We start from the raw sequence: 14,197 nt of genomic DNA on the forward strand, positions 1-14,197 counted from the left end.
AGGGGAGTCAGGAGTGGGTAAACGGAATTACAGAAGAATAACCTCGAGGGATATACCCTGCTGCTGCCAGAGCTCTAACTGCTTTTTACGCGCGACGGTGAGCTTGCCAGTAGTGACCAGCAGCCATTTTCGCTCCGGGAAGATTTCCGGGGCCAGGGCGGCGGGCGGTACGGGAAGCACGTCAATGCGATGTCCCTGGCCTGTACGCTTTAGCGCTTCAAGCCAGATTTCGCAGGAGTCAGTCAGATGCCAGCCGGTAATCAAGGCGTTATCGCCCGGCGCTTTTTTATCGCCTTCAAGGCAGAACGACGTATAAGAGATAATGATACCGTCGAGGACTTCGCGCAGGGTCATCATGGCCGGAATGTTGGCCGAGACTTTACTGCGCAGCGGGCGCAATACTTCCGTAACCAGTTCCGGGCGGGGATACTCGCGGCCAGCATCGTAAATCAGCTGGCGCAGGGATTCGATTTTCCCCTCTTTCAGCCGTTGCAGCATGGTTTCCTGGAGGGAGAGCCAGTTGTTGGTCCGGCGCGCGCCCGGACGAGCCAGCAGAGGCTTAACCTGACTGACCGGGACCCCTTTTTTCACCCAGTCGAGAATTTTGAGCGCCTGCTGGATATCATCGTCACTGTACTGGCGATGCCCACCGTCGGTGCGCAGCGGTTTCAGCAGGCCGTAACGACGCTGCCAGGCGCGAAGCGTAGTTGCGTTTATCCCGCAAAGCCGGGCAAATTCGCCGATGGAGTAAGACATGACGTACACCTGATGACAAAGAATGCTCTCAATATACTACGAATAATGAAGGGTTGAATGAAGTGCAGGACGTTTGCACTACACTTTACTTCCAAACGCGCAGATGAAAGGAGTCCTCATGAAGCTATGGCCCGCTGTAACCGGTGTTGCAATCGCGTTGACCCTGGTTGCCTGTAAATCCCCCACGCCGCCGAAGGGCGTGCAGCCTATCACCGGCTTTGATGCCAGTCGCTATCTGGGCAAATGGTACGAAGTCGCTCGCCTGGAAAATCGCTTCGAGCGCGGCCTTGAGCAGGTGACCGCCACCTATGGCAAACGCAACGATGGCGGCATCAGCGTACTCAACCGTGGCTACGACCTGCAGAAGAAAAAGTGGAATGAGAGCGAAGGTAAGGCGTACTTCACCGGTCCGGTGGCCACTGCCGCACTGAAAGTCTCGTTCTTTGGCCCGTTTTACGGCGGCTATAACGTAATCAAGATCGATGAGGATTATCAGTACGCGCTGGTCAGCGGCCCGAACCGCGACTATCTGTGGCTTCTGTCGCGAACGCCAACCATTCCGGAAGCGGTGAAACAGGATTACCTGAACACCGCCCGCGCGCTCGGCTTTAGGGTCGATCGGCTGGTGTGGGTCAAGCAGTAACCATATTGATATGGCAGCCCGGCGTTCACCTGGACATCGGCCATCTGTTGGCCCCGCTTGTGGTTAATGGGGCTGGGGTAACGAGAGAAATGTCAGCCTCTGCCGCAGTGCCGACCTACTGAGGTCGGCACCGATATTGAGCGCCTACTCGACCTTCGTCGCCCGCAGCAGCTTTTCCAGCGGATAGACCGCCGCAATCACCAGCTCATCCTGGGTTTTCGCCGCCTCATCGAGCTGCGCCTGCACCGACGCATACTCCTTATCATCCAGCGTACCCTGACGGGCCACCAGATCCGTCAGCCGCAGCCCCAGCGTCGCCAGCTTATCAACCTGCTGCACCACCGGGCCGATCGCCGCCAGCTGATAGCTGTTATCCGTTAGCGCCAGCGCATCGGCGGTATTATTTTGCCAGCGGGTAAAGACGTGACGCAGCGCGTCCGCGCTTTCGCTATCTTCCGCATCGCTAATCAGCCTTTCGGCCCAGCGGTCAAGGCTGCGCACGGTATCGCTCTCCGGCGGCAGCGCGTCGGCCAGGCGGTTCAGCGGCTCAAACTGATGATAGTTATTGGCCTGGAACTTCAGATGCTGGCGCGTGTAATAGTGCGCCGGCTCGATGGCCTGGGCGAGGATCTGCAGCGCCAGAGGGCTGCCGCCGTTTGCCAGCCGGGTGAACTGCACCAGCTGCTGGCCGTGCTGCTGCAGGCCGACCGAGACCGTTGACCAGCCGTCCATGGCCTGCAGACGCTGGTACATGTTGTCGCTGTCTTTGACATCCTGCGCCGACCACAGCCGCTCGGCGACCGCGAAGGCCCGCGGCCACAGCTTGATATCCAGCACCGGCGCCGCCACGTTTTCCGCCCACAGCGCCGCTTCGCCGCCGAGCAGGTTCTTCTGCTGTTCGGCATCGGGAACCACCGGCGGGATCCCCTCCGGCACCTCGTCCAGCCGCTGCCCGCTCACCGGATAGCGGGCGTTGCCCAGCAGGAAGTAGCCGCCAAGCTTATCGTCGTTGACGGTGAGCACCGGCCGGGTTTCACCCATCCAGGTATCGACGCTGAAGGTTATCTGGTTATCGTTCAGCCACGCAATATCCTGCACCGCCCGACGAGATTTACCCTTAAAATCAATAAATCCGCGCCAGCCGCTCTCGCCTTTTACCAGCGTGAAGCTGCCTTCCACCGCGCTTCCCTTCAGCCGCGGCATCACAAAGCTCCAGCTTTGAGCGCTGTCGTTATCGGTAATGGTGTCGACCCCGTTCAGGCCCTGCGGCACGATTTCATTGCGGTAGTGATAGGCGGTGTACTGCGGCTGATCGAGATAAAATCCGGTAGAGAGGATCCCGCGGTAGCCGTGCTTCGCCACTTCTCCCAGCGCGTCCTGCCCCTGCCACGACTGGATCAAAATGCTTTTAGGCAGATCGGGGTGATAGATTTCGTCCCAGCCCACCATCTGGCGATGGTACTTTTCGAGGATCGTCTCCAGCCGGCGGTTGAAGTACGCCTGCAGCGCGTGGCTGTCCGCCAGCCCCTTGTCGCGCATAAACTTCTGGATCGCCGGATTCGCCCGCCACTGGCTGTCGTCCACCTCATCCCCGCCAATATGCAGATAAGCGTCGGGGAAGATCGCCGCCAGCTCGCCAATCATCGCCTCGGCAAAGGCGTAAGTGGCCTCTTTGGTCGGGTCGAGCACCGGCTGAAGCACGCCCCAGTGGCGCTCCATTTGATAGGGTCCCGGCGCGCTCATCAGCTCCGGATAGGCCACCGCAATGGCCGAGGCGTGCCCGGGCATGTCGATTTCCGGCACCACGCGGATGCCGCGATCCGTCGCGTAGCGCACGATCTCTTTCATCTGCGCCTGGGTGTAGAACAGCCCGTCGCTGGCCTGCTGCTGCAGCTTCGGATAGCGCGTGGAGGCAAAGCGCCAGCCCTGATCGTCGGTCAGGTGCCAGTGGAAGACGTTGAGCTTGGCGGCCGCCATGCCGTCAAGCTGCCGTTTTATCGCGTCCAGCGGCATAAAGTGGCGCGCGGAGTCGAGCAGCAGCCCGCGCCACGGGAAGCGCGGCGCATCGTCGATCGTAACGTAAGGAATGGCGGTATTCTCCGCGCCGTTCTGGATCAGCTGGAGCAGAGTTTCCATCCCGCGCAGCGCGCCGAAGCGGGTATTCGCCCTGAGGGTAACGCCCTCGGCGGTCACCTTCAGCTGGTAGCTTTCATCGCTGTCCGGGCGCGGAATGGCCGGGACCTTTTTGGCAATCACCACGTTAATCGTAGGCGCTTTCGCCGGCGCCAGCTGCGGCTGCAGCGTCCAGCCGGTCTGGCGGGCGATGCGCTCGCGCCAGCGGCCGGCGGCATCCCCCAAATCGTCGCCGGTGACGTTTAGCGTCAGCTGATTATTCAGCACCAGCGCGCCCTGCGCCTGCGGACGCTCGACGTGGGCCGGCCAGGGCATAAGCGGAAGATCGCCCGCCGGGGCGGCGCAGGCCAGGCCGCTGAGAATTAATCCGCTGGTAAGCAGTCCATAGCGCAGGGTGTTAAGCATGAGTTTTCCTTTTGATGACGGGCCAAAAAAAGCAAAACATTTGGTTAACATGCGCCAAAAAGAGCGTCAAGGAAATGACATGACGCGCTTCACAACTTGATGAAGTTTAAGATAAATGCCCCCTCCCTGAACGGGAGAGGGGCGGAGGAAGCCGGGGCTACTGCCAGCCGTAGCGACGGCTGTAGAAGCCTTTGACCATCTGGGTCAGCGTCATATAGCCCGCCAGAATCGCAATCAGCCACGGGAAGTAGCTCAGCGGCAGCGCCTGCAGCTGCAGATAGCCCGCCAGCGGCGAGAACGGCAGCGCGATGCCGATCACCATCACCACCAGGGTCATGGCGAACAGCGGCCACGCGGCGCGGCTCTGGACGAACGGAATGCGTCGGGTGCGGATCATATGCACAATCAGCGTTTGCGACAGCAGCCCTTCAATAAACCAGCCCGACTGGAACAGCGTCTGCGCTTCCGGGACGTTGGCGTGGAACACCCACCACATCAGGCAGAAGGTGAGGATATCGAAGATTGAGCTAATCGGGCCGAAGAAGACCATAAAGCGCCCCAGCTCGGCCGGGTTCCAGCGCTGCGGCTTACGGATCTGCTCATCGTCCACGTTATCAAACGGGATCGCTACCTGGGATACATCGTACAGCAGGTTCTGAATCAGCAAGTGCAGCGGCAGCATCGGCAGGAACGGCAGAAATGCGCTCGCTACCAGCACGCTGAAGACGTTCCCGAAGTTCGAGCTGGCGGTCATTTTGATGTATTTGAGCATGTTGGCAAAAGTGCGGCGTCCTTCGATAACCCCCTCTTCCAGCACCATCAGGCTCTTTTCCAGCAGGATGATATCCGCCGCCTCGCGGGCGATATCCACCGCTCCGTCGACGGAAATCCCGATGTCCGCCGCGCGCAGCGCCGGGGCGTCGTTAATCCCGTCGCCCATAAAGCCCACCACGTGCCCCTCGCGTTTGAGCAGCGTCACGATGCGCTCTTTATGCAGCGGCGCCAGGCGCGCAAACAGCGTGGTTCGTTTCGCCAGCGCCGCCAGCTCATCATCGCTGAGCGCTTCAATCTGGCTGCCGACAACCACCTCACCCGCGTCCAGACCCACCTCATGGCATACCTTCGCCGCCACCAGCTCGCTATCGCCGGTGAGGATTTTGACGGTAATGCCGCTGGCCTTCAGCGCTTTCAGCGCCGGGGCGGTGGTCTCTTTCGGCGGATCGAGGAACGCGATATAGCCTTCGAGGATCAGGTCCGACTCGTCGGCCCGCTGATAGTCCCCTTCCCGCGCCGGCAGATAGCGGGTGGCGACCGCCACCACGCGCAGCCCCTGACGGTTCAGAGTGTCGGTTACCCGGCGGATGCGGCGCAGCATGGTCTCGTCCAGCGGCACGATGTCGCCGTTGTAGCGGACCTGGGTCGAGACGTTGAGGATCTCCTGCAGCGCGCCTTTGCAGATCAGCTGATGGACGCCCTCCTGCTCGCTCACCACCACCGACATCCGGCGGCGCTCAAAGTCGAAGGGGATCTCGTCCACTTTCTGCCAGCGCTCGGCCAGCTGGCGGGCGGCGTCCAGCTCCACGCCCTCCAGCACCGCGGTATCGAGCAGGTTTTTCAGCCCGGTCTGGTAGTGGCTGTTAAGCCAGGCGGCGTTCAGCACCAGCTCGCTCACCTTGCCGGAAACGTCGGTATGGTTTTCCAGCACGATTTTATCCTGGGTCAGGGTGCCGGTTTTATCGGTACACAGGATATCCATCGCGCCAAAGTTCTGGATGGCGTCGAGGTGTTTGACGATAACCTTCTGTTTCGACAGCTTCACCGCCCCGCGCGCCAGGGTCGAGGTGACGATCATCGGCAGCATTTCCGGCGTCAGGCCAACCGCCACCGACAGGGCGAACAGCGCCGCTTCCCACCAGTCGCCTTTGGTAAAGCCGTTGATCAGCAGCACCACCGGCGCCATCACCAGCATAAAGCGGATCAGCAGCATGCTGACGCGGCTGATGCCCTTCTGGAAGGCGTTGGGTTCGCTCTCCTGCTCGCTCACCCGCCCGGCCAGCTGGCCGAACCAGGTGCCGCCGCCGGTGGCGAAGACGATCGCCTGCGCCGTGCCGCTCACCACGTTGGTGCCCATAAAGCACAGGGTATCGCACTCCAGCGGGTTGCTCTGCAGCGGGTCGCGGCTGTGGGCCACTTTTTCCACCGGCAGCGATTCGCCGGTCAGCGAAGCCTGGGCGACAAAAAGATCGCGCGCCTGGAGAATCCGCAGGTCCGCCGGGATCATATCTCCCGCCGAGAGCTTAACGATATCCCCCGGCACCAGCCGGTCGATAGGCAGCTCGCACCAGCGGCTTTCGCCCTGCTCGTTGACCACCCGCAGCACCGTGGCGGTGTTGCTGACCATCGCCTTCAGCGCATCCGCCGCCCTGGTGGAGCGGGCTTCCTGAATAAAGTTGAGCAGCGTGGAGATCCCGACCATCAGCGCGATCACGCCCGCGGCGAACAGATCCTCCGTAGAGTAGGAGACGACGCCCAGCACGGTCAGCAGCAGGTTGAAGGGGTTGCGATAGCAGGTCCACAGATGCACCCACCACGGCGAAGGCTTCTGGGCGGGGATTTGGTTGTCACCGTGCTCCGCAATTTTCTGCGCCACTTCGGCGGCGTTGAGCCCTTCCGGATGGCTGTCGAAGGCGCGCCAGATTTCGTTTTCATCCATTGCCGCCACGTTCAGGCAGCGCTTGCCCAGCGAGTCCGGGATCGGCGCGCTGGCCAGATTGCGGGCATCGGGCAGCGGATCGCGCTGCACCAGGCGGTGTGGCAGGTGGCGGCTAAGCTGCGCAAACAGCTGCCGGGTAAAATTTTTCAGCATAAACAGTCCCTCCGCGCTCGCACGACGAACGCAGCAAAATCGACGGGCACGGTAAAACATACCTGTCAGGCATTATTTTTTTATGGCAGGGACATCAAGGACGTCACTGCTTTACGCTTCCGGTAAAGCAGTGCTAAGCAGGCTTACCGGAAAGGGGTATAACTCCATCGAGGATGAGGAGTGGGATCGGGGTCCATAAAATCTCCGGTAAGTGAGTAAAAACGGCGCGGATTATACCGCGGCCAGCGATCTATTTGTGGCGATTATGGCTATGGTAAACCCGCGTAACTAAACCGGACGTAAACCAGACTTTGCTCATTGCGGTCTGGTTGAGTAGCATTAGGCTCACTTTAATCGGACCATCGCGAGAACCCTGCATGCAAAACCGGCTGACCATCAAAGATATCGCGCGCTTAAGCGGCGTCGGCAAATCGACGGTATCGCGCGTGCTCAACAATGAAAGCGGCGTCAACGAGCGCACCCGCGAACGAGTGGAGGCGGTCATGCTGCAGCACGGCTTCTCGCCCTCCCGCTCCGCGCGCGCCATGCGCGGTCAGAGCGATAAGGTGGTGGCGATTATCGTCACCCGTCTGGACTCGCTGTCGGAAAACCTCGCCGTGCAGACCATGCTGCCCGCTTTTTACGAGCAGGGTTACGATCCGATTATGATGGAGAGCCAGTTCTCCCCGGCGCTGGTTGGCGAGCATCTCAGGATCCTCGCCCGCCGCCATGTCGACGGCGTGGTGCTGTTTGGCTTTACCGGTATTACCGAAGAGATGCTCACGCCGTGGCGCGAAACGCTGGTGCTGCTGGCCCGCGACGCGCCGGGCTTTGCCTCGGTCTGCTACGACGACGACGGGGCGGTGAGGATGCTGATGCAGCGCCTCTACGATCGCGGCCATCGCCATATCAGCTTCCTCGGGGTGCCGCACAGCGACGTCACCACCGGCCAGCGCCGCCATCAGGCCTACCTCGATTTCTGCCAGCAGCACCGGCTCACGCCCACCGCTGCGCTGCCGGGCCTGGCGATGAAGCAGGGCTATGAAAACGTCGCCAGCGTCCTCGGCGCCGACACCAGCGCTCTGCTTTGCGCCACCGATACCCTCGCCCTTGGCGCCAGCAAGTACCTGCAGGAGCAGCGCATCGACAGCCTGCAGACCGCCAGCGTCGGCAGCACGCCGCTGATGAAGTTCCTGCACCCGGAAATTCTCACCGTCGATCCGGGCTACGCCGAGGCCGGACGCCAGGCGGCGCGGCAGCTGATCGAACAGATCGCCGGCAACGCTAATCCTCGTCAAATCGTCATTCCCGCAGCGCTGATTTAGTCCCGTCAGCAGGATTTATGTGATCGTGGCTGCGTTTCGGGAACGTTCCCATTTTGCAAATGAAGCGGAGCGGTTAGGATTCGTCTCAGTTCATTACGCAATCTCTTCCCTCTGTTTTGAGGCCTCACAATGAGTAAAGTAAATCAGCAGGACATCGATAAATTAATCGAACTGGTGGGCGGGCGCGACAACATCGCCACCGTCAGCCACTGTATTACCCGTCTGCGCTTTGTGCTGAATAACCCGGCCATCGCCAGGCCGAAAGATATTGAACAGCTGCGCATGGTAAAGGGCTGCTTTACCAACGCCGGGCAGTTCCAGGTGGTGATCGGCACGGACGTGGACGACTACTACAAGGCGCTGCTGGCCACCACCGGCCAGGCCTCTGCGGATAAAGAGCAGGCCAAACAGGCCGCGCGGCAGAACATGAAGTGGCACGAGCAGCTGATCTCGCACTTTGCCGAGATCTTCTTCCCGCTGCTGCCGGCGCTGATCAGCGGCGGCCTGATCCTCGGTTTCCGCAACGTGATCGGCGATCTGCCGATGAGCAACGGCCAGACGCTGGCGCAAATGCACCCGTCGCTGAAAACGATCTATGACTTTCTGTGGCTGATTGGCGAAGCCATCTTCTTCTACCTGCCGGTCGGCATCTGCTGGTCAGCGGTGAAGAAAATGGGCGGCACGCCGATCCTCGGCATCGTGCTGGGCGTTACGCTGGTTTCTCCCCAGCTGATGAACGCCTACATGCTCGGCCAGCAGGTACCGGAAGTGTGGAACTTCGGCCTGTTTACCATCGCTAAAGTGGGCTATCAGGCGCAGGTGATCCCGGCCCTGCTGGCGGGCCTGGCGCTGGGCTTTATCGAAACGCGCATGAAGCGCATCGTGCCTGATTACCTCTATCTGGTCATCGTCCCGGTGTGCTCCCTGATCCTGGCGGTGTTCCTTGCTCACGCTTTTATCGGCCCGTTTGGCCGCATGATCGGCGACGGCGTGGCCTTCGCGGTGCGCCACCTGATGACCGGCAGCTTCGCGCCGATTGGCGCCGCGCTGTTCGGCTTCCTGTATGCGCCGCTGGTGATCACCGGCGTCCACCAGACCACTCTGGCTATCGATATGCAGATGATTCAGAGCATGGGCGGTACGCCGGTGTGGCCGCTGATTGCGCTCTCCAACATCGCCCAGGCCTCGGCGGTAGTCGGCATTATTATCGCCAGCCGCAAGCAGAATGAGCGTGAAATCTCCGTCCCGGCGGCGATCTCCGCCTACCTGGGCGTCACCGAACCGGCAATGTACGGCATCAACCTCAAGTACCGCTTCCCGATGCTCTGCGCGATGATCGGCTCCGGCCTCGCCGGGCTGCTGTGCGGCCTGAACGGCGTGATGGCGAACGGGATCGGCGTCGGCGGCCTGCCGGGCATCCTCTCCATCCAGCCGACCTACTGGCAGGTTTACGGCCTGGCAATGGCTATCGCCGTCGTCGTGCCGATTGTTCTCACGACCTTCGTGTACCAGCGCAAATTCCGCCAGGGCACCTTGCAGATTGTCTGATTTTATCTTCCTTCCGGGGCGCAAATGCGCCCCCTCGTTGTAGCAGGAAAGCACTATGAATACCCTTCCCCTCTGGTGGCAAAACGGCGTTATTTACCAAATCTATCCGAAGAGTTTCCAGGATACGACTGGCAGCGGTACCGGCGATCTGCGCGGAGTCACCGCGCGGCTCGACTACCTGCACAAGCTCGGCGTGGACGCCATCTGGCTGACCCCGTTCTACGTCTCGCCGCAGGTGGATAACGGCTACGATGTGGCGAACTACACCGCCATCGATCCGACCTACGGTACGCTGGATGATTTTGACGAGCTGGTGGCCGAGGCGAAAGCGCGCGGCATCCGCATCGTGCTGGATATGGTGCTTAACCATACCTCAACCGCCCACGCCTGGTTCCGCGAGTCGTTAAATAAAGAGAGCCCGTACCGCCAGTTTTATATCTGGCGCGACGGCGAGCCTACCGTCCCGCCGAACAACTGGCGCTCCAAATTCGGCGGCAACGCCTGGCAGTGGCACGCCGAAAGCGGCCAGTACTATCTGCACCTCTTCGCCGCCGAGCAGGCGGACCTCAACTGGGAAAACCCGGCCGTGCGCGCGGAGCTAAAAAAGGTCTGCGAATTTTGGGCCGACCGCGGCGTTGACGGCCTGCGCCTCGACGTCGTCAACCTGATCTCGAAAGACCAGACCTTCCCGTCCGACGCCGAGGGCGACGGCCGCCGCTTCTATACCGACGGCCCGCGCGTGCACGAATTCCTGCAGGAGATGAGCCGCGACGTCTTCACCCCGCGCAATCTAATGACGGTCGGGGAGATGTCCTCCACCACCCTGGAGCACTGCCAGCAGTACGCGTCGCAGGAGGGCCAGGAGCTGTCGATGACCTTCAACTTCCACCACCTGAAGGTGGATTATCCCGGCGGCGAAAAATGGAGCCTCGCGCGTCCTGACTACGTGGCGCTGAAGGCGCTGTTCAGCCACTGGCAGCAGGGGATGCACAACCGCGCGTGGAACGCGCTGTTCTGGTGTAACCACGATCAGCCGCGCATCGTTTCGCGCTTCGGCGACGAGGGCGAATACCGGGTTCCGGCGGCCAAAATGCTGGCGATGGTGCTGCACGGGATGCAGGGCACCCCCTATATCTACCAGGGGGAAGAGATTGGCATGACCAACCCGCACTTCTCGCGCATCAGCGACTATCGCGACGTCGAAAGCCACAACATGTTTATTGAACGTGCGGCCCAGGGGCAGGCGCCCGACGAGCTGCTGGCGATTCTGGCCAGCAAATCCCGCGACAACAGCCGGACGCCGATGCAGTGGAGCGGCCGCGAGAACGGCGGCTTCAGCGAAGGCGAGCCGTGGATTGCGCTGTGCGATAACTATCGCCACATCAACGCTGAGGCGGCGCTGGCCGATCCTGATTCGGTGTTCTATGCCTATCAGCAGCTGATCGCGCTGCGCAAAAGCACGCCGGTGCTGACCTGGGGCGACTATCTCGATCTTTGCCCGGCGCATCCGTCTCTGTGGTGCTATCGCCGTCAGTGGCAGGGGCAAACGCTGGTGGTGGTGGCCAACCTGAGCCGTGAATTCCAGACCTGGCAGCCGGATGAGATCAACGGCGACTGGCGGGTAGTGATGAGGAACTACCCGGAAGCGGCGAACCGCCCGGCGGCCATGACCCTGCGTCCGTTTGAAGCCGTGTGGTGGCTGCAGGAGTAAGGCGACGCCGCGCTTGAGCGGGCTACCTTAGGGTAGCCCGAGCTGGCGCCGCGCCTTTGTCATCAGGCCCTGTCGGCCGTTGACAGCGCGCTGCCGGCCTCCTCGCGGGTCGAGGCGTGCTCCTCTTTCGCCTTCAGGCGATCCCACGCCCGGAAGAACGGATAGTAAACCACCAGCGAAATCGTCAGGTTCACCACCTGCAGAAGGGTCCCGGAAATATGCCCGCCGGTTGCCAGATAGCCGCTAATAAAAATCGGCGTGGTAAACGGCAGCGCAATCCCCGCCGGCGGAGCGACCAGCCCGGTCGCCATCGCGGTGTACGAGACAATCACCAGCAGAACCGGCGTCAGGATAAACGGCAGGAAGAAATAGGGGTTCATCACCAACGGGATGCCGAACACCATCGGTTCGCTGATATTAAACAGCGCGCCGGGCGCGGCGATTTTCCCCAGCTGCTTCATCTGCTGGCTGCGGCTTCTGAACAGCATAAACAGCACCAGCCCCAGCAGCGCCCCGGTGCCGCCGGGGGCAATCCACAGATCGTAAAACTGCTGTGTAATGATGTGCGGGATCGGCTGGCCGTTCTGAAACGCGGTGAGGTTTTCCGACATATTCGACAGCCACACCGGCTGAATAAACACCAGCACGATGGCATCCCCGTGCAGCCCCAGCGTCCACAGAATGCCGATCAGGATAACCGAGAAGATCATCCCCGGCAGCGTCCCGCCGACGTGGTGCATCGGGATGCCGATAATGGTGGCGATCATGCTGTTAATGTCGCCGAACGGCGAGGCTTCGACGATCAGGCGCAGCGCCAGCACCACCGCCAGCACGCAGAATCCGGGGATCAGCGCGAGGAAGGATTTCGCCACCGCCGGCGGCACGCCGTCCGGCATGCGGATAACCAGGTTGCGGCCGGCGACAAAGCGGTAAATCTCGGTGGAGAGCAGCGAAATCACGATGGCAACAAACAGCCCCTGGCTGCCCACCAGCCCGACCGGGATCACCCCTTTGACCACTTCCGCCGCGCCGTGCACCGGCGTAAACAGGGTACTTTGCGGGATCGTCATCACGAAGGCGACCAGCGACATCGCCCCGGCGGTCAGCGGATCGAGCGTGCGGTACTTCTCCGCCAGCCGGTAGGCAATCCCGAAGCTCGATATCAGCGCCATAATGTCGTAGGTCGCTTTGACCGGATAAAGAATTTTATCGCGCCAGACGTCACCGAACAGGCCGCTCATCATATCGGCATAGCCGGGAATGGGCAGGTAGGCGAAAATCAGGAAAAATGAGCCAATCAGCATAAACGGCATATTCAAAATAATGCCGTCGCGCACCGACAGGACGTGCTTTTGCCCGGCGATTTTCAGCGCCGCAGGCATGACGTAACGTTCAATCCACGTAGTGTTCGACATAAGACGATCCCCAAAGGAAATAACGGTCAGTTAAATTGCGTCAGCCATTGACGGTTGATGGTTAAGACTTCGTCCAGCAGCGCCTGCGCGTCGGTGACGTTGCCCACCAGCGGGTTGGTCACCAGCGCCAGCAGCGCGCTATCGCGACAGCCGTGTACTGCGGCTTCAATAGTCAGCCGCTCAAAGGCTTTCACCTGCTGCGTCAGGCCGTTCATCGCCGGCGGCAGCGCGCCAAAGGTCAGCGGGCGGGCGCCCTGGGCATCAATAATGCTGTTGGTTTCCACCACCGCATCATCGTCCAGGCCGTGAATCGCCCCGTTGTTGCGGGTGTTCACCACCATCTCCTTGCCGAGATTGTTATGAATCGCGTTGATGAGCTCCACGGCCACTTCCGAGTAGTAAGCGCCGCCGCGGAAGCTGAGCTGCTCCGGCTTCTCATCAAGGGCCGGATTGGCGTACAGCGCGAACAGCTCCTGCTCGACCTTCATCACCTGCTCGGCGCGGGTGCCTTTGGTTTTTGCCGCCGCGATCTCCTCCGCCAGCATCGCCGGCGTCAGCCAGAAGTAGCGGTGATAGGGGCAGGGAATGGCGTTCAGCGCGCGCAGGAACGGCGCCGGCCACGGCAGCTCTTTGATATTGTTCATCGACAGCGCCTGGCCATCGCACAGCATATCGATAACCTTGCGGGTCACGTCTTCGCTCCCCCGCATCACTTTATGCACCCACACCATATGGTTGAGTCCGGCAAAGCGCAGGTTAACCTCTTCCTCCTTCGCGCCCAGCATGCCGACGATCATGTGCTGCATATTAATCGGCACGTTGCACAGGCCGATAATCTTCGCCTTGCTGTAGCGGCTCACCGCTTCGGTGACAATCCCGGCCGGGTTGGTGAAGTTGAGGATAAACGCCTGCGGCGCCAGCTGCTCGACCTTGCGCGCCACCTCAAGGATCGCCGGAATGGTGCGCAGCGCTTTGGCGAATCCGCCCACGCCGGTGGTTTCCTGGCCCAGCAGGTTGTACTTCAGCCCGAGGCGCTCGTCGCCGGCCCGCGCCGCCAGCTGGCCGACGCGCAGCTGGGTCAGCACGAAGCGGGCCCCGCGGATCGCCTCGTCGAGCTCGAAGTGGACGCTGACGGTAACGTGCTCCAGCCCTTTACGGGTGAGCATCCGGCGCGTCAGCGCGGCGATAATCTCAACCTTCTCCCTGCCTGATTCAACGTCAACCAGCGCCAGCTCCGTAACCGGAAGCTGTTCATAACGAACGATAATTCCTTCAATAAGCTCCGGCGTATAGCTACTGCCGCCGCCAATGACGGCAATTTTTAGTGCTTGCATAGAGACCTCTTTCGGCATGCAGAGAGCCGCGCGCGGTCGACGTGAGCGCGCGTGATGGTTC

10 protein-coding genes are annotated in these 14,197 nt (G+C 61.1%); 4 read left to right on the forward strand and 6 right to left on the reverse strand.

Annotation, left to right across the window (positions count from 1 at the left end):
• Positions 1-27: 27 nt before the first annotated feature.
• On the reverse strand, positions 28-756 hold the full coding sequence (locus PFH44_RS00195) for a MerR family transcriptional regulator (RefSeq protein ID WP_045853305.1): 729 nt from the start codon (positions 754-756) through the stop codon (positions 28-30).
• A 118-nt stretch (positions 757-874) separates the two neighbouring features.
• Here PFH44_RS00195 and blc point away from each other — a divergent pair, with 118 nt between their 5' ends.
• A complete protein-coding gene (gene blc / locus PFH44_RS00200) occupies positions 875-1,399 on the forward strand; it encodes an outer membrane lipoprotein Blc (protein ID WP_045853306.1) in 525 nt (174 codons plus the stop codon).
• 144 nt (positions 1,400-1,543) lie between these two features.
• Here blc and PFH44_RS00205 read toward each other — a convergent pair whose 3' ends face one another.
• The 3 genes from PFH44_RS00205 to mgtL form a co-directional block, all read right to left on the reverse strand.
• Positions 1,544-3,937 carry a beta-N-acetylhexosaminidase gene (locus PFH44_RS00205; RefSeq protein WP_283824039.1) on the reverse strand — a complete coding sequence of 798 codons (2,394 nt, stop codon included), beginning with the start codon at positions 3,935-3,937 and terminating at the stop codon, positions 1,544-1,546.
• 157 nt (positions 3,938-4,094) lie between these two features.
• A complete protein-coding gene (mgtA, locus tag PFH44_RS00210) occupies positions 4,095-6,803 on the reverse strand; it encodes a magnesium-translocating P-type ATPase (RefSeq protein WP_045853308.1) in 2,709 nt (902 codons plus the stop codon).
• A gap of 143 nt (positions 6,804-6,946) precedes the next feature.
• Positions 6,947-7,000: a mgtA regulatory leader peptide MgtL gene (gene mgtL / locus PFH44_RS28005; protein WP_220432789.1), complete on the reverse strand. Its 54-nt coding sequence runs from the start codon at positions 6,998-7,000 to the stop codon at positions 6,947-6,949.
• Between the two features lie 180 nt (positions 7,001-7,180).
• Here mgtL and treR point away from each other — a divergent pair, with 180 nt between their 5' ends.
• The 3 genes from treR (at position 7,181) to treC (ending at position 11,387) form a co-directional block, all read left to right on the forward strand.
• Positions 7,181-8,128, forward strand: coding sequence for a trehalose operon repressor TreR (gene treR, locus PFH44_RS00215; protein WP_283824040.1), 948 nt, complete (start codon positions 7,181-7,183; stop codon positions 8,126-8,128).
• Positions 8,129-8,257: 129 nt separating this feature from the next.
• On the forward strand, positions 8,258-9,676 hold the full coding sequence (gene treB / locus PFH44_RS00220) for a PTS trehalose transporter subunit IIBC (RefSeq protein ID WP_045853310.1): 1,419 nt from the start codon (positions 8,258-8,260) through the stop codon (positions 9,674-9,676).
• A gap of 55 nt (positions 9,677-9,731) precedes the next feature.
• Positions 9,732-11,387, forward strand: a complete 1,656-nt coding sequence (treC, locus tag PFH44_RS00225) for an alpha,alpha-phosphotrehalase (protein WP_283824041.1) — start codon at positions 9,732-9,734, stop codon at positions 11,385-11,387.
• Between the two features lie 62 nt (positions 11,388-11,449).
• On the opposite strand, the gene celB is transcribed toward treC, so the two are convergent.
• Together celB and PFH44_RS00235 are read right to left on the reverse strand one after the other, a co-directional pair.
• Positions 11,450-12,802: a PTS cellobiose transporter subunit IIC gene (celB, locus tag PFH44_RS00230; RefSeq protein ID WP_045853312.1), complete on the reverse strand. Its 1,353-nt coding sequence runs from the start codon at positions 12,800-12,802 to the stop codon at positions 11,450-11,452.
• Between the two features lie 26 nt (positions 12,803-12,828).
• Positions 12,829-14,136 (reverse strand): 6-phospho-beta-glucosidase, encoded by a 1,308-nt coding sequence (locus PFH44_RS00235; RefSeq protein WP_283824042.1) that lies wholly within the window; start codon positions 14,134-14,136, stop codon positions 12,829-12,831.
• Between the last annotated feature and the right edge of the window lie 61 nt (positions 14,137-14,197).

Source organism: Klebsiella sp. Ech2A (assembly GCF_030078455.1).
Classification (GTDB): domain Bacteria; phylum Pseudomonadota; class Gammaproteobacteria; order Enterobacterales; family Enterobacteriaceae; genus Klebsiella; species Klebsiella terrigena.

Bases quoted from the DNA above. Each gene is read 5' to 3' on its own strand.
- PFH44_RS00195 (WP_045853305.1), bottom strand. From the start codon at position 756: ATGTCTTACTCCATCGGCGAATTTGCCCGGCTTTGCGGGATAAACGCA.
- blc (WP_045853306.1), top strand. From the start codon at position 875: ATGAAGCTATGGCCCGCTGTAACCGGTGTTGCAATCGCGTTGACCCTG.
- PFH44_RS00205 (WP_283824039.1), bottom strand. From the start codon at position 3,937: ATGCTTAACACCCTGCGCTATGGACTGCTTACCAGCGGATTAATTCTC.
- mgtA (WP_045853308.1), bottom strand. From the start codon at position 6,803: ATGCTGAAAAATTTTACCCGGCAGCTGTTTGCGCAGCTTAGCCGCCAC.
- treR (WP_283824040.1), top strand. From the start codon at position 7,181: ATGCAAAACCGGCTGACCATCAAAGATATCGCGCGCTTAAGCGGCGTC.
- treB (WP_045853310.1), top strand. From the start codon at position 8,258: ATGAGTAAAGTAAATCAGCAGGACATCGATAAATTAATCGAACTGGTG.
- treC (WP_283824041.1), top strand. From the start codon at position 9,732: ATGAATACCCTTCCCCTCTGGTGGCAAAACGGCGTTATTTACCAAATC.
- celB (WP_045853312.1), bottom strand. From the start codon at position 12,802: ATGTCGAACACTACGTGGATTGAACGTTACGTCATGCCTGCGGCGCTG.
- PFH44_RS00235 (WP_283824042.1), bottom strand. From the start codon at position 14,136: ATGCAAGCACTAAAAATTGCCGTCATTGGCGGCGGCAGTAGCTATACG.